The following is a 21090-nucleotide window of genomic DNA, read 5'->3' as shown; positions in this document are numbered from 1 at the left end:
CGATCGTCGATCGTGCATTCAACTGGAGGTTTTCGGTGCTAGCTGCGATCGGTCTGTCTCTTCCGATTGCCCTCGGCTTGCTTTTCGTCTCGATGCCCATGGCGGTGATCGTGCTCGTCATGATCACCGCTGGAGCACATCGAGGGGCGGTATCTTTTCTACTCGGGTGGGTCCTCGGAATCTCGGCAGTCGTTGCGGTGACGATCGTGATCGCGGACTATTCGTTTGCGGAGTCGGAGTCGTCGCAGACTTCGGTGTGGTCGAGCGTCGTACGAATCGTGTTGGGGCTCGTTCTGTTCGGATTGGCGTACAAGCAGTGGCGAGCGCGTCCGAGGGACGGAAGTGATCCGACAGTTCCGAAGTGGATGAAGAGCATCGACGGCTTGACTCCGCGGAAGGCGTTCGGGTTGGCGTTCTTGTCCGCGGCGGTCAATCCCAAAAATGCAGCGCTGGCGGTATCCGGTGCGGCCACTATCGCGGTCGCCACGAATGTTGTTGCCCAACAGATTGTTGCCGCGGTGATCTTCACGGTCATCGCGAGCGTCGGCATCGCGTCGCCGATCCTGGTCAAGGTGTTCTCCGGCAAGCGAGCCGACGAGATCCTCGCATCAGCGAAGTCATGGATGACCGCGAACAACGCAGTGATGATGACGGTCATCCTGGCAATCCTCGGTGCGACCGTGCTGGGCGAGGGGCTCAGTGGACTGCAATAAGTCGCCTACCATTGGCGGGTGACTGATTTCGACGACGAAACCGCTGGTTCCGACGCTGCTGGTTCCATTGCCTCCGCTGCTTTGGCTGTTCTGCGCGAGCAAGGCCCGCTGAGTCTCGAAGAGTGGGCGACCCATCTCGAGGAGTACGGAGCTGCGACCGAGTTGGCCGACGTGCTCGAGTATCTGTCCGAACCGATGCTCGGGTACCTGCCCAACGGAAAGTACGTCGCCCTCGACACGGTCCTCGAAGGGCTCGTGTTCACTCACCGGCTAAGCGAGCTCGAGATTGCGTCCGACATCCTCGACGCGAGCCCCGATCTGGAACCGATCTTGGCATTCGGCGACGGCGACGGCGACGGCGAGGACGGGGCGATCCGGGTGGCCCTGGCGGAAGAAGCGGCCGTGGAACGTGGAGCTGCTCCCTTCCGGAGTCGACGAGTTGTGGTTCTTCCAGCCGGAACCCTCGGCGAGTGCGCCGACGGTGATCTCATCGGCCTGGCAGTCGAAGACGGAAGACTTGCGTTTCGTCTGGTCGAGATCGAGGACGAACCCGATCTTGCTCCGGCGCTCGGCGAACTCTTCGAGGAGGACGGAGTCGAGGCCCTGGATTCGGTGTGCTGGCAACTCCTGCTCGAGGATCCGTCTCTCTTCACGGTTCCTGTTGCGCCGCTGGGTGAGATCTTCGAGGCGGCAGGTTACGAGCACGAGCGTGAACTACTGGCTCGGCGGGGATTCGACTTCGATGCCTACGACCTGCAGATTCGGACAGCTTTGGTCGCCAGTACCTACGACCTGACCCACGACGAGGCCGTCGCTGCTGTTGCATTTGTCGATCTGGCGGACCGCGGATACACCGATGCCGTCATCGCCGACTTCGACATCGTGGACTGGGCTCGCCGTCACGTCAGCGCCGCCCCGGACTTCTTTGTCTCACTGGCAGATCCGGGTGCTGCAGTGGCCGTGTTCGATCTCGGATTTCGGAATCAGGACCCGGTGACCGACGCAATCCTCGAAGCGCTTGCGTCCGAACTGGCCGAGCGAGGGCCACGGTCGGTCAGGGCGGCGGCTCATTGGCTCGCCGGTAAGGCCGTCGATCGGCTGGGGCGCGTCCTCGAAGCGGAGGCGCACTACGAGAAAGCGCTCCTTGCCGAATCCGGTTGGGGTCCGGCCTTGTTCGAGCTGGCTCAGTTCGCGTCGGACCGCGGCGACGCGACCCGGGCGCTGTCACTGCTCGGGCGGATCGACGGCGGAAGTGAAGAGAATCTCTACGCCGTACTGCAGGACTTCGTCCCAGTCGATCACCCGGAACTCGGGCGAAACGACAAGTGTTGGTGCGGTTCCGGCCGCAAGTACAAGGTCTGCCACCTCGGAAAGGCCGATGAATCGGTCAAGGCAGATGGTCGCTGGTTGTACAAGAAGGCGTGCCTGTTTGCGTTTGCCTCCGAATTCGTCGACGTCGTGACCGGGCTCGACGATCTCGAAAACGCGAATCTCTCCGAGGACGAACTGATCGCCGCCACGATCTTCGACGGCTCGGCACTGGACGTGGCTCTGTTCGAGGGTGGGATCTTTGCCGACTTCCTGGCCAGACGCAGCGAACTACTTCCCGAGGCGGAAGTAGTGACAGCCGCACAGTGGCTCGGGGTCCGGAGGTCGGTGTACGAGGTGATCGAAACTTCCGACACCGGCGTCGTGCTGCTCGATCGTGTGTCCGAGGAAACCGTCACCGTTGGTCACCCGGTCGAAGGAAAGCCCGGCGACCTGATCAGTGCCAGGCTCCTGACGGCCCCCACTGGTGCGCTTGCGGTGGGCGTTGTCGTCATGTCCTCGGAATCGCAGGCTGCGAGGGTACTCGAGGTTCTCGCTTCCGAGGAACTCGACGCCGAAGAACTGGTCCGCGAGTCGCGTGGAGGCGCCGATCACTCGACCGATGACCGGTGACGATGTATCGAGTCGACCCCGTTAAAGTTGGATAGGTGAACGAACCGATGGATGCCAATGACTTGATCGCCGAAGCCGCGATGGAGTTGTTGCGTGAGCACGGCCCGCAGACAGCGGCGGACTGGGGCACCCTGTTGGCCGATGCCGGCCACGGTACAGCCGACGACATGGCCGAATTCGTCGAGTACGTCGAGGACCCACTGCTCGGCTACTTGAGTGAGGAGCGGTACGCCGCACTCGACACGTTGTTCGAGCATCGAGTGCTGACCCATCGGCTCACCGAAGCCGAAATAAAGTCCGGCGTTCTCGACGCGAACCCTGATCTGATGATGCTGCGGGTGTTCCTCGATCGTGACGACGACGAGATTCATGGCATCAGCGTCGTGCACCGCGGGATCGACGACGACCTGTTGGCTGATCGTGGGATCGAAGATCCGGAGTTCCCGCACGACGAGGGTTTTCTCCTCGACACCGATACTCTCGCCGAATGTTCTGCGGGCGATTTGATCGGACTGTTCGTCGCTGACCGTGAGCTGACGCTCTGCACCATCCCCGAGGTACTGGATCCCGCACCCGGATTCGGCGAGAGCCTGGGGACGGTCCTCGCAGACATCGGTGCTGACACCCTCGATGCCATTGTCTGGCAATTGATGCTCGACGAGCCGTCGCTGTTCCGTCAGCCCACCGCACCGCTGGGCGAAATGCTCGAGGCGGCAGGTTACGTCCGCGACGGTGATTACGTTGCGGTCGACGGATTCGATTTCGAGGCATACCACCTGGCGAACCGAGCCCGCATGCTCGAGGTTCGGGAGAACCTGCACCCGGAAGAAGCCGCCTCGGTGATTGCCTTCGTCGATGTGGTCATGGCCGCGAAAGCCGAAGCCGTCGAGGATGTCTCGGACTGGGCGCGCAAGCAGATCAAGGAGGATCCGCAGACCTTCGCCGGCATCGCCGAGCCGCCCGCGGCTGCGGCAGCGTTGGAGCTGTTGTCCGAACTCGACGATCATGATTCCGTATTGCATTCTGTTGCAACTGCTCTCGCCGAGAAAGGGTCGCGTCGTGTCAAGCCGGCAGCGCATTGGCTGGCAGGCAAGGCTTCGGATCGTCTCGGCAAGATCCTTGTCGCTGAGGCGTCGTACGAAACGGCGCACGATCTCGATCCCGACTGGACTCCCGCGATCTTCGATCTGGCACTACTGGCGGCCGATCGCAGCGACGTGACCCGCGCGCTGGCACTTCTCGGCCGGATCGAGGGTGGCGAGTCCGAGGTTCTGCACGAGGTTCTTCAGCGCTATGCCCCGGCCGAGCACCCCGAACTCGGCCGAAATGACAAGTGCTGGTGCGGTTCCGGTCGCAAGTTCAAGGTCTGCCATCTGGGCAAGTCCGAGGTGACGTTCGATGATCGGGCCAACTGGCTCTACGTCAAGGCTCAGTTGTTCTCGCGCACACCGGAGTACTTCGACGCCGTGTTCGATCTTGCGCTCATCCGTGCCGAGCAGTTCAACAGCGAAGAAGCACTGACGTTGGCCGTCGAAGGCGGATTGGCCGTCGACGCTGCCTTGTTCGATGCGGGTATTTTCGCGGCATTTGTCGAGCGGCGCGGAGAACTGTTGCCTGCCGACGAACGCGAACTGGCCGATCAGTGGTTGTCGATTCCGCGCTCGGTGTACAAGGTCGCCTCGACGGAGCCGGGACAGTTGGTGACCCTCAGCGACGTCCGCAACGGGCATCTGGTGAAGGTCACGGACGAGTGGGGCTCAGTCAATCTCGAGCCGGGCACGCTCGTCTGTGCACGCGTTCTCCCCGCCGGCTCCACGATGCGCACCTTCGGTGGCATCGAACCGCTTGCAGCAGAGGACAAGAAGGAACTGATCCAACTGATCGAGTCGGTGGATACCGAACCGGGTCAGCTGGTGGAGTTCCTCAGCCGCGGCCTTGCCGGTGCGCCTTTCCGGTAGCGTGCACTACCAAAAAGGCGCACGGGGCCGGAGGCCTCAGGGCGTGACCTGAGCCAACATCATCTGCTCGAAACCCTCACCGTACGGCGGGAGCATTCCCCATTCACCGCGCGGGTCATGCTGCGCTGCTTCGAATACCGTTCGGGCGTGACTGAACTCGAGGAAACCCTCGCGGCCGTGGTAGTGCCCGATACCCGAAGCTCCGACGCCGCCGAAGGGTGCGTCGCTCAGGCCCGGGTGTGACATCGCGTCGTTGATGGTGACGCCGCCCGAGACGGTGCGTTCGAGTACGGATTCCTTCTCGTCCAGGTCGGTTCCGAAGTAATACAGCGCCAACGGTTTCGGCCGTGAATTGATGTCGGCGACGACGCTGTCGAGTTGGTCGTACGGCAGGATCACGACGGCCGGTCCGAAGATCTCCTCCTTCATGATCTGCGCGTCGGTCGGAGGGTCGACCACGATTCGCAGTGGGCGGCGGCGAGTGTCTGCGGAGAGTTCTTCGTCGGGAACGGTGATGATTCGTGCCCCACGCTCTTCCGCGTCCGCGATGTACCCCTCGATGCGTGCGAGGTGACGATCGCTGACTATCGAGACCATGTCTTTGTTGTCGGCGATCGTGGGGAACAGTCCGGTGAACTGATCGGTGAACGCGTCGATGAACGCTTCTGTGTTCTCGCGCGGGACGTAGATCAGGTCGGGAGAGACGCAGAGTTGGCCGGCATTGGTCGACTTCGCGATGGCCAAACGTGATGCAGCAGAGCTGATATCGGCACTGCGGCTCAAGACGCTCGGTGACTTGCCGCCGAGCTCGAGGGTGACCGGCACCAGGTTCTTCGCAGCATTGGCCATGACCAGCTTTCCGACGGTTGTGCTGCCGGTGAAGACGAGGTGGTCGAAAGGCAGCGACGTCAGCAGATCAGCGACCTCCGGTCCACCTGTCACCACCGCGACCTCCACGGGGTCGAGCGTTCGACGCGCCGCCTCGGCCAGGACCGCCGCAGTGTTCGGCACGATCTCCGACGGTTTGAGAACGGCGCGATTTCCCGCTCCGAGGGCGCAGGCGAGCGGGCTCAGGAGAGTGAAAAGGGGAGCATTCCAGGTTCCGATGATGCCGATCGAACCCTTCGGCTGGTACGACACGTACGCCGTGGCACCCAGCTGATCCTGCATCGCCCCGGTGGCTCTCGGTGAGCGAATCATCCACTCTTCGAGTGAATCACGAACGTGCTTGAGTGAAACCATGGATCCCAGAACGTCATTCATCACCGAGTAGGCCGGGATTCGGCCGCCGAAGTCTTCGTTGATCGCTTCGGTCAGATCCTTGTGGTTTGCCACCAGAAGATCGACGACGCGTTGGATGCGCTCGCGTCGTGTCTGCGCGGACGGAAGACCAGCGGCGCGAGTTGCTTCCTGCTGGGCCCGCAGAATCTCTTCGAGATCGGTGGTGACGGCGGCATCGGTGCTCATGGGCACTCCTCGTAGTGGCGAAGTATTGACCGGACCGTATCGACGCGGCGCGAACAGATGCCCCTTTCGTCTCGTTGACCGGGACGGATTCGATTGGTAGAGAGAACACATGTCGCAGACACAGGTAGAAGACACTGCAGTGAAGATTTCCGTCGAGGAGTCGGTGGGACTCGGATTCCTGACGCTCGATCGGCCGGCGCGGCGCAATCCGCTCTCGGCGGAGACCATGCGCGAGGTGACGGCTGCCCTTCTCGAATTGTCTGCAGACGAGCGCGTGCGGGTCGTGATCGTGCGCGCCGAAGGCCCGGTGTTCTCCGCCGGCCACGATCTGACGGAGATGATCGGGAGAACCTCGAAGACGAGCGGGCGATCTTCGACGGCTGTACCGAGATGATGGAGACCGTACAGCGGATTCCGCAGCCGGTGATTGCCGCAGTACAGGGCCCGGCTATCGCGGCGGGCTGCCAACTGGCCGCGTCGTGTGATCTGGTTGTTGCTGCGTCGAACGCTGTCTTCGGTACTCCCGGCGTCAAGATCGGACTGTTCTGCTCGACGCCCATGGTGGCCCTGAGCAGGGCAGTAGGGCGCAAGCGCTCGATGCAGATGTTGCTCACCGGGCAGACGATCGACGCCGACACCGCTGCGGACTGGGGTCTGGTGAACTTCGTCGTCGCGCCCGAAGACCTGGACCGAGAGGTGCGCGAACTGGCCGGCAAGATCACGACGGCCAGCCCCCTGACGGTGAAGATCGGTAAACAAGCGTTTTATCACCAGATCGATCTGCCGCAAGCCCAGGCGTACGAGGCGATGGCGGAAACGATGGCAACCAATGCCGTGACCTGCGACGCTCAAGAAGGTATGCAAGCTTTTGTGGACAAGCGAAAGCCTGAATGGCGCAATAAGTAACGATCGCTCTTCCGGTTTAGTTGGACGTCCTATAACCTGAGCGAATGAGCCTGGATCCACGCACCAACACCGTCGACGGAGTGCTTCGGCGCTCGGCAGCCAAGTACCCCGACCGCGTAGCCGTCGTCTTCGAAGATCGCACTCGCACCTACCGCGAACTCGACGACGCGGTGACGCGGGTCGCGGCCCACTTGCTCGGTCTGGGCCTCGAACACGGCGACCGCGTCGCGGCATACGGAACCAACTCCGACGCCTATGCAATCGGATTCCTTGCCTGTGCGCGAGCAGGTTTGGTGCATGTTCCGGTCAATTACGCACTCAAGGGGGAGGAACTCCGGTACCTCGTGGCGCAGTCAGGCGCCCGCGCGGTGTTGGTGGATCCGGCATTGGCGTCGACGCTCGACTCGGTTCGCTCCGACCTCGATCTCGACCACGTGATCGCACTGCGGGACGCGGAACTGTCGGTGGTCACGATCAGCGAGGCCGGCGAGGTGCCTGTTTTCGAACCGCGTGCGACGTCGACGGATCTGGCGCAACTGCTGTACACCTCGGGCACCACCTCGAAGCCCAAGGGCGCCATGATGTCTCATGGCGCACTGGTTCACGAGTACGTGTCCTCGGTGATCGCGCTCGGGCTCGACAAGAACGACAACCCGCTGATCTGCATGCCGATGTACCACTCCGCAGGGATGCACGTCTTCATGCTGCCGTACCTGTCCGTCGGTGCGACGGTCAGTCTGATGCAGGCGCCGGACATCCCGGAGATCCTGCGCCGCGTCGAAGCAGAAAAGATCGGGTCGCTGTTCCTGGCCCCGACCGTGTGGGTACCGTTGGCCAACCATTCGGACCTCGAGACCCGCGATCTGTCCTCGCTCAAGAAGGCGCAGTACGGCGCCTCGATCATGCCGGTCACGGTGCTCAATCGTCTGCGTGAGCGTTACCCGGACATCGGCTTCTACAACTGCTTCGGCCAGTCCGAAATCGGTCCGCTGGCAACAGTTCTCCAGCCCGGCGAGCATGCTGATCGTCCGTCTTCTTGCGGGCGAGCGGTGTTCTTCGTCGAAACCCGTGTCGTCGACGCCGACGGAAACGACGTTGCCGACGGTGAGTCCGGTGAGGTTCTCTACCGCTCACCGCAGCTGTGCAACGGCTACTGGGAAAATCCGGAAGCCACCGCCGAGGCCTTCCGTGACGGCTGGTTCCATTCGGGCGATCTTGTCGTGCGGGACGAAGAAGGGTTCATCACGGTCGTCGACCGAATCAAGGACGTCATCAACACCGGCGGCATCCTGGTGGCGTCCCGCGAGGTCGAAGATGCGGTCTACACACACCCGGCTGTGGCAGAAGTTGCCGTGATCGGTACGCCCGACGAGAAGTGGATCGAGGCCGTCACCGCGATTGTCGTGCTCAAGGACGGCAACGACGAGTTGACGCCTGAGGCGTTGATTGCCCACGTCAAGGAGCGAATTGCCCCGTTCAAGGTCCCCAAGCACGTGCGTTTCGTGGCCGAACTCCCGCGAAATCAGAGCGGAAAGCTGCTCAAGCGGGAACTGCGCACCGTCTGACACCTGCTATAGGTTCTGCCTTACCTTCGGTTCGTTTTCAGGTCTTTGACTCCGATTGCCTCACGGTATTGACTTCGGAGGACGGCATGGACTTCGGAAACAGCAAGGTGAGTGGTGGGAATGCAGGTCGATGCAGATGACTTCGCAGATATCTTGGCGACTGCGCGGGAGTTCATCCGTAAGGAAGTAGTTCCGCGTGAGCAGGAGATTGCCGACACCGACGCCATTCCTGAGGACATACGCAAGAAGGCCGCAGCCATCGGGCTGTTCGGCTACGCGATTCCTCAGGAATGGGGTGGGCTCGGACTCGATCTCACCCAAGACGTCGAACTGGCAATGGAATTCGGCTACACGTCCCTGGCGCTGCGTTCGATGTTCGGTACCAACAACGGAATTGCCGGGCAGGTGCTGGTCGGCTTCGGTACCGAGGAGCAGAAGGCTCAGTGGCTAGAGCGCATCGCCTCCGGCGACGTCGTGGCTTCCTTTGCTCTCACCGAACCCGGCGCGGGCTCAAACCCAGCCGGCCTTCGGACCAAGGCCGTTCTGGACGGATCCGAATGGGTGATCGACGGCAACAAGCGGTTCATCACCAATGCTCCACTGGCACAGCTGTTCGTGGTGTTCGCGCGCACTCGCCCGGCGGATTCCGATGGTCCGGGAATTGCAGTCTTCCTGGTTCCGGCTGACACGCCAGGAGTCACAGTTGGTCCCAAGGACAAGAAGATGGGTCAGGAAGGTGCTTGGACCTCCGAGGTCACCTTCGACAACGTCCGGGTTCCCGAGTCGGCCCTCGTCGGTGGCGACCAGGACACCGGATACCGCGCAGCGATGACGTCTCTCGCGCGCGGACGAGTCCATATCGCGGCGCTCTCGGTGGGAGCAGCACAGCGAGCGCTCGACGAATCTGTCGCGTTCTCCGTGGTCACGGAACAGGGCGGCACCGCTATCGGTGACTTCCAACTGGTTCAAGCGATGCTGGCTGACCAGCAGGCCGGTGTCATGGCCGGGCGTGCGATGGTGCGTGAGGTGGCTGCGCGGTACGTCAGCGGTGAGGATCGACGTCTCGGCCCCTCGGCGGCAAAGCTTTTCTGCACCGAGATGGTGGGCAAGGTCGCGGATCTCGCCGTGCAGATCCACGGTGGCAACGGGTACATGCGCGGTGTGCCGGTCGAACGCATCTACCGTGAAGTTCGCCTGTTGCGCCTGTACGAGGGAACCAGCGAGATCCAGCGACTGATTCTCGGCGGTGGGCTCGTGGCGCAAGCGAAAAAGCAAAACCAGCGCTGACACCTTTACCTGACGAGCTTTAACCTCACGAACGGAGTGGACATGGGATTGTTGGACGGCAAGGTTGCGGTAGTGACCGGCGGAGCGCAGGGCATCGGGCTCGAAATTGCGCGCACCTTCATCAAGGAAGGCGCGACCGTCGTTCTCGGCGACATCAACGAAACCGTCGGAACGGCTGCGGTCGCCGAACTCGGTGGAGAGTCGGTCGCCCGTTTCGCTTCCTGCGACGTGCGTGATTCCGGACAGGTCGAGGCCATGCTCGATCTGGCCGAAAGTGCTTTCGGCCCAGTCGATGTCATGGTCAACAACGCCGGCATGACGCGCGACGCCACGATGCGGAAGATGACCGAGCAGGACTTCGACGACGTGATCGCCGTTCACCTCAAGGGCGCCTGGAACGGAACACGCGCTGCCGCCGCCCGCATGCGCGAGCGTGAGACGGGCGCAATCGTGAACATCTCGTCGATCTCCGGCAAGGTGGGCATGCTCGGGCAGACCAACTACTCGGCCGCCAAGGCCGGCATCGTCGGTCTGACGAAGGCCGCGGCAAAGGAGGTCGCGTTCAAGAACGTTCGCGTCAACGCCGTTCAGCCCGGACTTGTCCGCACGGCGATGACCGAGGCGATGCCCGAACGGATCTGGAACGAGAAGCTTGCCGAGATCCCGATGGGGCGTGCGGCCGAGCCCTCGGAGGTTGCTTCGGTTGTACTGTTCCTCGCGAGCGACCTCTCGAGCTACATGACGGGCACGGTTCTCGAGATCACCGGCGGCCGCCACATCTGATCCGTCCTGTTCGAGTGCAAGAATTCAGAGTGTAAAACTTCTGGGTGTAAAACTTCTGGGGTGACTACTGACATGGGACAGCCGAACTCGGATCTTCCGCTCGACGGAATCACCGTGGTTGCACTCGAACAGGCGGTGGCGGCACCGCTCGCCACCAGGCATCTCGCGGACATGGGTGCGCGGGTGATCAAGATAGAACGGGTCGGCGAGGGCGATTTTGCGCGTCACTACGACCGGGCGGTTCACGGTCAGGCGTCACACTTCGTGTGGCTCAACCGTTCCAAGGAATCGATCGCTGTCGACGTGAAGTCGGAATCCGGCCGGCAGATCGTTCTCGATCTTGTCGCGCGAGCCGATGTGTTCCTACAGAATCTGGCACCCGACGCAGCTGCGCGACTGGGGTTCGGCGCGGAGGAACTGCGCGAGAAATTCCCACAGCTCATCGTGATCGACATGTCCGGATACGGCAGTGCCGGCCCACGGCGTGAGCGCAAGGCGTACGACATGCTGGTCCAAGCCGAGACCGGAATGATCTCCGTGACAGGCACACCGGAGACGGCCACCAAGACGGGTATCCCGGTCTCGGACATCGCCGCAGGAATGTACGCGCTGACTTCGATTCTGAGCGCCCTGTTCCGTAGAGAGCGAACGGGTAAGGGAGCGCTCGTCGAGGTCTCGATGTTCGATTCCACCGTCGAGTGGCTCGGGCATCCGATGTACATGAAAATGTATGCAGGAAAGCAGATTCCGCGGGTCGGGCTCGGCCATGCGGCGATCGTTCCCTACGATTCGTATCCCACGGCCGACGGCGAGATCCTGATCGGCGTCCAGAACGATCGTGGATGGCGTGCACTGATGGTGGACGTGTTCGAGCGAGAGGATCTGGTCGACCATCCGCGCTTTTCCACCAACATCGTGCGCGTCGAAAATCGCGGCGAGGTAGACGAATTGGTGGGTTCCCTGACTCGTCTGTATTCGACGGCAGATCTGGATCAACGCCTTGCCGCCGCCGGTGTCCCGGCCGCTGCACTCAACGACATGGCAGGTCTACTGGAACATCCGCAGTTGGAGAAGCGTGCCAGGTGGAGGTCCGTGGGCACCGAAAACGGACCGATCGATGCCGTGCTGCCTCCGATGACGTACTCGGACGTCGAAATGCGCATGGGTGACGTTCCGGCCCTCGGCCAGCAGACGGATTCTCTACTGGCCGAGTTGGGGCGTACGGGCGACCAGATCGCGGACCTTCGCCGCGACGGATCGATCGGTTAACGCTTCTAGCGTCGCAGGTTCTCGAACACCGCTGCAATCCCTTGTCCGCCACCGATACACATGGTCTCGATCCCGTACCGTCCCTGGCGCCGGTCGAGTTCGCGCAGCAGATTGGCGAGGATCCGCCCACCGGTGGCACCGACAGGATGTCCGAGCGAGATCCCGGAACCGTTGACGTTGAAGCGCTCCTCGATGTCCTGCGCGCTCAATCCCCAGGCCTTGGCGCACGCGAGAACCTGTGCGGCGAAGGCCTCGTTGACTTCGATGAGGTCGATGTCGTCGAGCGACAGATCGACACGGGAGAGAGCTTTCGCCACGGCAGGCACCGGTCCGATGCCCATTCGGTTCGGCTCCACACCCGCCACACCCCAGCTGACCAGTTTCGCGAACGGTCGCAGGCCAAGGCGTTCGGCGTTGGCCGCAGTGGTGACGATGGCCGCGGCTCCGGCGTCGTTCTGGCCGCAGGCGTTTCCGGCGGTGACTGTGGCTTCGGGGTCGACTCGACCTCGAATGGGGCGCAGTGCAGCAAGATCGGACAGCTGAATCCCTCGGCGCGGATGCTCGTCGCGAGTGACGACTGTCTGCTCACCACGGCGCCCGCGCACCGAAACGGGAATGGTCTCGTCGTCGAAATACCCACTGTCCTGGGCATGAACGGCCCGTTCGTGCGATCGCACCGCGTATCGGTCCTGCTCGTCGCGGGTGATCGAGTACTCCCGGCGCAAGTTCTCGGCGGTCTCGATCATGCCGCCTTCGACCGGAAAGTTGACTCCGCCGGAGTTCGTGCGCGGTTTGGCCAATCGGTCGTGGAACTCGACCGAAGGGCGCTTTGTGCCCCAACGCATATCGGTGGAGTAGAACTCGGTTCCGCTCATACTCTCGGCGCCGCCGGCGATGACCAGATCACTCATCCCGGTCTGTACCTGCATCGCGGCGTAGATGATCGCCTGCAATCCCGAACCGCAACGGCGATCGAGTTGTATTCCGGGAACGGACACGTCCAGACCGGCGTCGAGTGCCGCGATTCGCCCGATGGCCGCGGCCTCTCCGTTGGCGTAACCCTGACCGAAGATGACGTCGTCGACATCGGTGGACGCAATGCCGGTTCGTTCGACGAGGCCACGCACAACAGTGCTGGCGAGAGTGGTGACGGGAACGTCCTTGAAGACTCCGCCGAATCCGCCCACCGGGGTGCGAACGGGTTCACAGATGACTGCGTCGTGCATGGAATGCGCCTGTCTCGAGGAGAGGTGGGGAATGCGTCGCGTGAACGGGCCGATCGAAGGGCCCCATCGCGACCTGGCCACTCGAATATCCAGCACGCGTGGCGCGGTTGTCAACAGCAGGAACGACCTGTTCGGACATAGTTTCCGCCATACGGTTCGTATGCGAAATCGACTTTGACACATATACCGTTCGGGGATTGAATGGATGCAGCGTCTCTGCCGCACACATGTCGCGGTGGGGTGAAAGTTCCTGGAGTCGAATCAGTTTCGTCGACAGGAGAGCACGAAGTACCGACAGACAGGTGGAACAGTGACTCGTTTGGCGCAGACGGCGGGATTGACCGAGACCCAGAGCGACATCGTCGGGGCGGTACGCGAGTTCGTCGATCGTGTGGTCATCCCCGCGGCGCAGGAGCTCGAACACTCCGATACGTACCCGACCGACATCGTCAAGCAGATGAAGGACATGGGTCTGTTCGGACTGACCATCGACCCCGAGTACGGGGGTATCGGCGAATCATTGCTCACCTACGCGCTGTGCGTCGAAGAGCTGGCCCGTGGATGGATGAGCGTGTCCGGCGTCATCAACACGCATTTCATCGTGGCTCACATGATCTCCGCGCACGGGACGCCGGAACAGCAGGCGAAGTACCTGCCACGTCTGGCGTCCGGGGAACTCACCGGCGCATTTTCCATGTCGGAACCGGCCCTGGGTTCCGATGTTGCTGCCATATCGACCAAGGCGAAGCGTACGGAGTCCGGCGATTACGTGATCACCGGCCAGAAGATGTGGCTGACCAACGGTGGTTCGTCGACGTTGGTGGCAGTCCTCGTCAAGTCGGACGAGGGCGCGGAGAAGCCGCACAACAATCTGACGACGATATTGATCGAGAAGCCCGCAGGTTTCGGCGAGGTACTCCCGGGCCTGACCATTCCGGGCAAGCTCGAGAAGATGGGCTACAAGGGAATCGACACCACGGAGATGATTTTCGACGGCTTCGAGATCGGAGCCGAAGAGGTCCTCGGTGGCATTCCCGGCTTGGGATTTCGGCACATGATGGACGGCGTCGAGGTCGGCCGGGTCAACGTCGCCGCGCGTGCGTGCGGAATCGCCCAGCGCGCTTTCGAACTGGCTGTCACCTACGCCAAGCAGCGCGAGACGTTCGGCAAGCCGATCGCCGAGCATCAGGCCATCGCGTTCCGGATCGCCGAAATGGGCACCAAAGTCGAAGCGGCACATCTGATGATGGTCAACGCTGCCAGGCTCAAGGACTCGGGTGAGCGCAACGACGTCGCCGCGGGTATGGCGAAGTATCTGGCGAGTGAATTCTGCTCGGAGGTCACGCAGGACAGCTTCCGTATCCATGGTGGATACGGCTACTCCAAGGAATACGAGATCGAGCGGTTGATGCGTGAGGCGCCGTTCCTTCTGATCGGTGAAGGCACCAGCGACATCCAGAAGCAGATCATCAGCAAGGGCTTGTTGCGCACCTACAACTGAGCCGACAAGCGGCACCGCGAACATGCGCGGTGCCGCTTTGTCGTGTCGGGTCAGCGGGTGAAGGCCAGGGTTGTCACCGGTGACCGGTTGCCGTATGCGTCAACGGCTTCGACGCGGGCATCGTATGCGGTTCCCGCTGCTGCATCGGGAATCGGAATGTCGAGGCTGTTCGGCCGTGGCATGAAGTAGAAGTCGGAGAGCACCTTCGACGAGACCACCTTCGCTCCGGTGGCTGTGTCCGTGATCTCGACGGCATAGTGATGGACCATCTGGTCGTCCTTCGCCTGCGCGATCCGTAGCGCAGTTTCACCGTTCGCTCCGGTGCTCACCGAGAGTGGGGTGGCCGTGGTGAATTCCGGTGCATTCTTGTTTCGTGCACCCGAGGTGTAGCGGAAGTTGTCCTTGATCTGCTGGTTGGTCGACCCGTCGAGCTCGACCGTCCACCCCGAACCGCTCAGCGTGCCCGCGCTCGAGTACGGCGGCTGCCAGTTGGCTGACCACGCGCCTCCGGTGTAGATGTCGTGCTTGTCTGCCGCCATGTTGATGCGGTTGATTTCCGTGCGGTCCTGGTAGACCTCCACGAAGAGCGCTTGGGCAGTGGGTGATTCGAAACGGTTCGCGAGACCGGACTCGGTCACCATCTGGTAGCCGTGATCGATTTCGATGTACGACATCGAGCCGTCGTTGACCGCCGTGAAGTCGCGTTGATGGATCGACCGGTCGTCGTTGTTGTTCAGGTGCGAGTGCCCGGAGAAGAAGATTGCCTGAGGGAAGGCGCTCAAGTCTTCGGTCAGTCGAGGGTTCGACGCCTGCTGGCCGTCCATGGCTGTGTTGCTTGCCGGTCGGTGTCCCTGGACCAGGATCGGCTTGGTCAGGTTCCCGGACTCCGCGGTGATTTCGGTCAGGCGGGACTTCAGCCAATTACGTTGCGCTGAATCATTGTTGTACGTCTCGGTGTTGACCGTGAAGAGATGGACACCGCTGACATCGGATTCGTAGTATCCGCCACCGGAATCCGGGAACCACTCCGCCGGATATCCGGCTCTGATTGCCGCGAGACTTGCATCGTGATTGCCGTTGGAGATCAGGAGTTGTGTGTCGTTCATGCCCTTCCTGGCGAGGTTTGCCTGGAAGATTTCTGCGACGATCTTGTGGTCAGGCCCCTTGCCGTCTCCGTTGTCGTTGATCATGTCGCCGTTGGAGAGGATCGCGTCGGGTTTCGGGAAGATGGAACCGATTGTGTCGAAAAAGCTTTCGTACTTCTTGTCGTTGTTCGCGTGGTCGCCGACGTGGACGTCGGACATCACGACGACCTGAGCCAGCGGCTTCTCCGAGGTTTTGATCAGGTAGCCGAACGAGACGGCCGCGCTCGCGTGATCGCCGCGGAAAGCGGCGACAGTGACGTTGGTGTCCTGTGCGATCTGCAGCGGACGTCCCGGTGTGGCAGCTTGGCTGTCGGTGGTGGGTGTCGTTCCGTCCAAGGTGTAGCGGACGGTGGCGCCGCGCTCGGCGGTGAAGGTCAGATCGACAGGGTGCTCGTACCGTCCGCCGGGGACGCTGACGCCGGGCGCTGCGGGCGGCGTGTTGTTCTCGCCCGAAGAGCTACCCCATTCGAAGGATGAACTGCCCCAGCTGGGTTCGGCTTGGGATTCGGCGGGGGCGATGCCGGGAACGGCGAGAGCCGCGGTCACGGCTGCTATCGCGATGGTCGTACGTCTCACGAGGATTCCTTGTCTTCGACGCGGTGGTTCAGACCCATCCATAATTGGTCTGGACCAATTACGCTAGGTGGCGCCGGGTAGAAAAAGGTGTGTCCTGTATGTCCGACTAGTGAAGCGTGTATGAACACCGTCCGCGCTTGCCGGCGGTACTGTCGGCTGCGCTTATGGCAAAGTCGATGGCGTGGACCTACGTCAGATCGAGTACTTCCTTGCCGTTGCCGGTGGGGAGTCCTTGTCGACGGCTGCGCAGAATCTGTCGGTCACCAAGCCGTCGTTGTCGCAGGGTATTCGTGGTCTCGAGCGTGAACTCGGAGTCGAACTGTTTCACCGTGTCGGTCGCGGTTTGGTTCTGACGGCGGCAGGTCGGGCGTTGGTAGGGCCGGCGAGGCAGATGATGCGCAGCAGTGCGGCCGCATTCAATGTCGCGACCGGGACGGCCGACGAGCCTCGTGGGCGGCTCGACATCTGCTCCGCGGCACATGGTCTCGAAGGTCCGATCGCACGCATCGTGGCGGACTTTCGTGAGCGGTGGCCTGCTGTGACCGTTCGGGTCGGTGAACTGCCGCAGGGTGCAACGTCTGAGCAGGTGTTGGCAGACGGCGCATGCGAGGTGGTCTTCAGCTATTGGCCACCCGACATGTCGGCGCTGTCCACGAAAGTGATCGGGGTGAACGAATACTGGCTGGCAGTGCCGTCGGGGGTTCATCCTGACGTCTGGCCGAATGGTGTGAAACCCGCTGCGGGAGAGCCGGTGTCATTGACGGCGTTGCCCGATCTCCCCGTGGTGGGTGTGCTCAAACACTCGCGGGCTCGGCTTGCCATCGAGTCGTCTCTGCAGGCCGCCGGGGCCCGGACTCGGATGTCGACGGAGTTGGCGCAGCGGGAGACCGTCGGCGCGTTCGTCTTTGCGGGTTTGGGCATGGCATTCATGGAGCGTTCGTTGGCCGAGAGATCGGTCGCGTCCGGCGCGGAGATATTTCCGGTGGAGCCGGCGATCTCACTGAATTACGGCATCGAGTTCGATCCGGAGACGCTCTCGCCGTTGGGCAGGCTGTTCGTGGACGGCTTGTGACGTGTGGAGACGTTCTCGATGTACGCAGACCCGGCCGGCGAGAGCGGGCCGTCGCGGTAGACCAAGATCGTCTGCCGCGTGATCGGCGGGAAAAGCGAGCGAACCTCAGATGCTGGGGAGTCTTGTTCGGCGATCGATCTGGGCAGCAGCGCGGCGCCTACACCTTGCCCGACCATTTCCCGGACGGCAAGGCGATCAGGTACTTCCACGACGACGTTGGTGAGCTCCAGATCGCCGTCGATCGAACGCCCGCGCCGAAATGTCGATGCCTCGACCACCATCGGCAGGCGCGCAACCACGGCGCGCGGAACCGGATCGGGGAGGTCTGTGGCCAGGCGAACGGGGATCGACAAGACCGTTTCCTGGGTACTCACGGCAATTTCTCGAAGCCCGTCGGAGACATCGGTACCCGGGTAGGTCTCGAGAAACCCGAGTTCACACGTGCCCGCTCTGACCAGCGCGCGCACGTCCTGTGCGTTCGGGACGGCGTTCGTGGAGAACCGAATTCCGGGCGCCGTCAGATGGAGGCGTCCGGCGACCTCTGCGACAGGGTCGATGGCAAGATCGGACTGAACAGCTATGGCGAGTTCGCCGGCGCGCAGAGCGGTTACTGCGGCCACCGCGGCTTCGGCCCGAGCAACGTCGGCGAGCAGCGCACGTGCAGAATCGGTAATTGCCAGTCCGACTGTGGTGGGAGCCAGACCGCGAGTGGTGCGCTCGAAGAGTGTGGCTCCGAGTGCTCGTTCGAGGTTGCGTACGGCCTGCGAGAGTGACGGTTGCGAGATACGCAGGACGTCCGCGGCGGCGGTGACGCTGCCGTGATCGACGACGGCGACGAGATACTGCGCGCTGCGTATGTCCATCCCGGGTGCCTGCATCTGGCAAATTCTCCCAGATGACCGGACCTTGGCGGCTGTGACTTGCTGCGACCTGCAGACATAGGTCTCAGCTATGGCTCTGTGCGCCTTCTCGTCTTTGTGGCGCAGGCCATAGCGATGATCGACTGTTCCAGTACCACCGACCGCGGTTCGTGCTCGGTGAGTACCTGGAACACAGGAGCGTGATGTGAGCGAGCTTCACCTACCCAACCGGATACGCCACTCGGCGTCGACACGGCCGTCCGATCCGGCGATCACGTGCGGCGACCGAACTTCGACATGGGCTGAGCTGGATGGCGAGACCAGTACCTTGGCGAGCGCGCTGGCAGAAGTGACCGCTGCCGGTGCTCGCGTCGGTGCGCTACTGCGGATGGGGCTCGAAGGTGCGGAAACCTTCATCGCGTGTGCGAAGGCAGGCGCTGTGTTCATCCCGTTGAACTGGCGGCTCAACCCACTCGAACTCGTCGACATCGCCGAGGATGCGGAGCTCGACGTCTTGATCGTCGATGACGAGTTCGCCGCGGGGGCGGCGGCGATGTCCGCAGCGTTGCCGGAGATCGAGGTCATAACCGTGGGAGCTGCCGGGGGCCTGCCGGATTCGCGAACCTGGGCGGAGTTCGTGGCCTCCGGGAACGGCGTCGACCCCGGACATGGGCACGATCCGGACGCAGCAGTTCTGCAGCTGTACACGTCCGGGACAACCGGCCGGCCCAAGGGCGTCGTGGCCACGCACCGGAATCTGTACAACGAGCCCGAGGGGTTCGATGTCTACGAATTCGGTTCGAATGCAGTCGCACTCGACGCACTTCCCCTCTTTCACATCGCCGGCGCCGGCTGGATGAGTACGTGCTTGTCGGCCGGAGTGCCATTGGTGCTGCTCGGAGACATGGCGCCGGCTCGGGTCGCTGATGCCATCGCGACTCACCACGTCACCCACGCATTTCTGGTGCCTGCCGTCATTCAGACGCTGGTAGATCTGCCCACTCTCGACAGTTTCGATCTGACCAGCCTGGAGGTGGTCGCCTATGGGGCGTCGCCGATCACTCCGGCACTCCTCGCTCATGCGATGACTGTCTTGAACTGCAAATTCGTCCAGCGATACGGGATGACCGAGACAACGGGTTCGGTATCCGTCCTTCGTGCCTTCGACCATCATGTGAGCGGTCCGCGTTCGGAGTTGCTCCGCTCGGCGGGAAAACCGATGATCGGCGTCGAGATCTCCATTCGAGACGTCACAACTGGTGAGGTATTGCCGCCCAACAAATCCGGTGAGATCGTTGCGCGCAGCAGAAACAACACTCGCGGGTACTGGCGACGTGACCGAGAGACCGCGGAACTGTTCACTCAGGACGGCTTTCTCCGAACAGGCGACGCCGGCCATTTGGACGACGAGGGGTATCTGTTCGTCACCGACCGCCTCAAGGACATGATCATCACCGGCGGTGAGAACGTCTATCCGATCGAGGTGGAATTTATTCTGGCCGAACACCCCTCGGTTGCCGAGGTCGCGGTGGTCGGGGTTCCGGACAAGCGCTGGGGTGAATCCGTCACAGCGGTGGTCAAACTGGTCGACGGTGCCGACGTGCCGAGCGTCGACGAGTTGATCGCGTTCAGCACAGCGAAGTTGGCGTCGTACAAGAAACCTCGCCAGATCCATTTCGTGGACTCCTTGCCTCGCAACGCGAGCGGGAAACTGCTCAAGTCGAGCCTGCGGACCATGCTGAACGCGAGCGGAGAAGCATCATGATCGTGACCGAAGACGTCGGTGTCGCACAACGTGAGGCGTGGGCGAACAAAGTCCTTCCACCGGTGGAACAGGTGCGGGACGGACTGTGGTCGATCCCTGTTCCCATGCCGGACAACCCTTTGCGTTACGTGCTCGTCTACGCACTCGCGCTCGACGACGGACTTGCCCTCATCGACGTCGGTTGGGATCACGAACAGTCGTGGCAGGCTCTCGTCGACGGCATAGCATCGATCGGATACCACGTTTCCGAAGTGCGCTATGCGGCAATCACGCACCTGCATCCCGATCACTTCGGTCTGGCGCCGCGTCTTCGGCAGGTCAGCGGCGCAACGCTTGCGATGCACGTGGCCGACGCGACGCTCCTCGGATACCACGGTCCCGAGCAGACCCGCGACGACATCAGTGGCTGGAACCTGCAATTGTCCGAACTCGGCGCACCGGCCGAAGTGCTCGACGCGTCTCGGGTCGACCTGGTGCGGTTCGCTGAGCACGAAACCATCGACATTGTTCTGGGAGATGGTGATTCACTCGATCTTCCCGGGTGGAATCTCCGGGCCCAGTGGACACCGGGGCACACTCCCGGACATCTCTGCTTCGTCGAAGAGGACAGAGGCTTGTTGTTCAGCGGCGATCACATGCTGCCGAGGATCAGCCCGAACATCTCCACGATTCCCGGTGAACTCGAGAACCCGCTTCATCGTTATCTTCTCTCGCTCGAGGCGACGACAACACTGGGCGAATGCGAAGTGCTTCCGGCACATGAATATCGATTCCGTGGGATCGCCGATCGTGCACGTCAATTGATGGGGCACCACGAGGAGCGATTGGCGGAGATCGTGGCTGCGGTGCAGGATGAGCCCGAATCCACGGCCTGGGAACTCTCACGCACGATCTCCTGGTCTCGCCCGTTCGAACAGATGTCGCCGCGACTACTTCGCTTGGCAGTCCGCGAAACCCATGCTCATCTCGTTGTTTTGGCCAAGCGGGAGATCGTGACACCGTCCGGCGGCACACCCGTGCGCTGGAGCATTCGCGCGCAGTGACCTTTCAAGAATC

Annotated in this window: 15 protein-coding genes and 1 pseudogene; 12 read left to right on the top strand and 4 right to left on the bottom strand. The window is 62.3% G+C overall.

From position 1 onward, the window contains the following. Positions 1-35 precede the first annotated feature (35 nt). From ABX74_RS04005 to ABX74_RS03995, 3 genes are read left to right on the top strand one after another with little or no spacing between them, the layout of a single operon-like run. The gene (locus ABX74_RS04005) at positions 36-713 is read left to right on the top strand and encodes a GAP family protein (RefSeq protein WP_047888291.1); all 678 of its coding nucleotides are present in this window, start codon (positions 36-38) and stop codon (positions 711-713) included. Between the two features lie 18 nt (positions 714-731). Beyond that, complete coding sequence (locus ABX74_RS04000) at positions 732-2654, top strand: SEC-C domain-containing protein (protein WP_047888290.1); 1923 nt, start codon at positions 732-734, stop codon at positions 2652-2654. Positions 2655-2689: 35 nt separating this feature from the next. Continuing rightward, on the top strand, positions 2690-4612 hold the full coding sequence (locus ABX74_RS03995) for an SEC-C domain-containing protein (RefSeq protein WP_223257823.1): 1923 nt from the start codon (positions 2690-2692) through the stop codon (positions 4610-4612). Between the two features lie 36 nt (positions 4613-4648). Here ABX74_RS03995 and ABX74_RS03990 read toward each other — a convergent pair whose 3' ends face one another. Then, positions 4649-6079, bottom strand: a complete 1431-nt coding sequence (locus tag ABX74_RS03990) for a coniferyl aldehyde dehydrogenase (RefSeq protein WP_019745418.1) — start codon at positions 6077-6079, stop codon at positions 4649-4651. 109 nt (positions 6080-6188) lie between these two features. On the opposite strand from ABX74_RS03990, the pseudogene ABX74_RS03985 reads away from it, so the two are divergent. The 5 genes and pseudogenes from ABX74_RS03985 to ABX74_RS03965 all read left to right on the top strand — a co-directional run bounded on the left by ABX74_RS03985 (position 6189) and on the right by ABX74_RS03965 (position 11889). Beyond that, positions 6189-6985 (top strand): annotated as a pseudogene (locus tag ABX74_RS03985) (enoyl-CoA hydratase). A 44-nt stretch (positions 6986-7029) separates the two neighbouring features. Continuing rightward, complete coding sequence (locus ABX74_RS03980; RefSeq protein ID WP_047888289.1) at positions 7030-8550, top strand: acyl-CoA synthetase; 1521 nt, start codon at positions 7030-7032, stop codon at positions 8548-8550. Between the two features lie 120 nt (positions 8551-8670). Continuing rightward, the gene (locus ABX74_RS03975; protein ID WP_047888288.1) at positions 8671-9837 is read left to right on the top strand and encodes an acyl-CoA dehydrogenase family protein; all 1167 of its coding nucleotides are present in this window, start codon (positions 8671-8673) and stop codon (positions 9835-9837) included. A gap of 42 nt (positions 9838-9879) precedes the next feature. Continuing rightward, positions 9880-10620, top strand: a complete 741-nt coding sequence (gene fabG / locus ABX74_RS03970; RefSeq protein ID WP_003940214.1) for a 3-oxoacyl-ACP reductase FabG — start codon at positions 9880-9882, stop codon at positions 10618-10620. 72 nt (positions 10621-10692) lie between these two features. Beyond that, a complete protein-coding gene (locus ABX74_RS03965) occupies positions 10693-11889 on the top strand; it encodes a CaiB/BaiF CoA transferase family protein (protein ID WP_029256326.1) in 1197 nt (398 codons plus the stop codon). Positions 11890-11894: 5 nt separating this feature from the next. On the opposite strand, the gene ABX74_RS03960 is transcribed toward ABX74_RS03965, so the two are convergent. Then, entirely contained in the window at positions 11895-13115 is a 1221-nt protein-coding gene (locus ABX74_RS03960) for an acetyl-CoA C-acetyltransferase (protein WP_020909227.1), read from the bottom strand. Positions 13116-13425: 310 nt separating this feature from the next. On the opposite strand from ABX74_RS03960, the gene ABX74_RS03955 reads away from it, so the two are divergent. Then, on the top strand, positions 13426-14616 hold the full coding sequence (locus tag ABX74_RS03955) for an acyl-CoA dehydrogenase family protein (protein ID WP_047888287.1): 1191 nt from the start codon (positions 13426-13428) through the stop codon (positions 14614-14616). A 50-nt stretch (positions 14617-14666) separates the two neighbouring features. On the opposite strand, the gene ABX74_RS03950 is transcribed toward ABX74_RS03955, so the two are convergent. Beyond that, complete coding sequence (locus tag ABX74_RS03950; protein WP_029256324.1) at positions 14667-16337, bottom strand: chitobiase/beta-hexosaminidase C-terminal domain-containing protein; 1671 nt, start codon at positions 16335-16337, stop codon at positions 14667-14669. Positions 16338-16518: 181 nt separating this feature from the next. Here ABX74_RS03950 and ABX74_RS03945 point away from each other — a divergent pair, with 181 nt between their 5' ends. Further along, a complete protein-coding gene (locus ABX74_RS03945; RefSeq protein WP_020970870.1) occupies positions 16519-17409 on the top strand; it encodes a LysR family transcriptional regulator in 891 nt (296 codons plus the stop codon). Here ABX74_RS03945 and ABX74_RS03940 read toward each other — a convergent pair. Beyond that, positions 17343-18287, bottom strand: a complete 945-nt coding sequence (locus tag ABX74_RS03940) for a LysR family transcriptional regulator (RefSeq protein WP_053061977.1) — start codon at positions 18285-18287, stop codon at positions 17343-17345. The two genes, ABX74_RS03945 and ABX74_RS03940, sit on opposite strands and share 67 nt — an antisense overlap. A gap of 187 nt (positions 18288-18474) precedes the next feature. Here ABX74_RS03940 and ABX74_RS03935 point away from each other — a divergent pair, with 187 nt between their 5' ends. Together ABX74_RS03935 and ABX74_RS03930 are read left to right on the top strand one after the other, a co-directional pair. Next, complete coding sequence (locus ABX74_RS03935; protein WP_047888286.1) at positions 18475-20034, top strand: AMP-binding protein; 1560 nt, start codon at positions 18475-18477, stop codon at positions 20032-20034. Continuing rightward, positions 20031-21077, top strand: coding sequence for an MBL fold metallo-hydrolase (locus ABX74_RS03930; protein WP_003940131.1), 1047 nt, complete (start codon positions 20031-20033; stop codon positions 21075-21077). The genes ABX74_RS03935 and ABX74_RS03930 overlap by 4 nt, the downstream gene beginning before the upstream one ends. The last annotated feature ends 13 nt before the right edge of the window (positions 21078-21090 follow it).

The sequence above is a fragment of the Rhodococcus sp. ARP2 genome, from assembly GCF_001029585.1.
Classification (GTDB): Bacteria; Actinomycetota; Actinomycetes; order Mycobacteriales; family Mycobacteriaceae; genus Rhodococcus_F; species Rhodococcus_F erythropolis.
The sequence above is the reverse complement of the archived record's forward strand: the minus strand, read 5'-3'. Positions and strand labels throughout refer to the sequence as shown.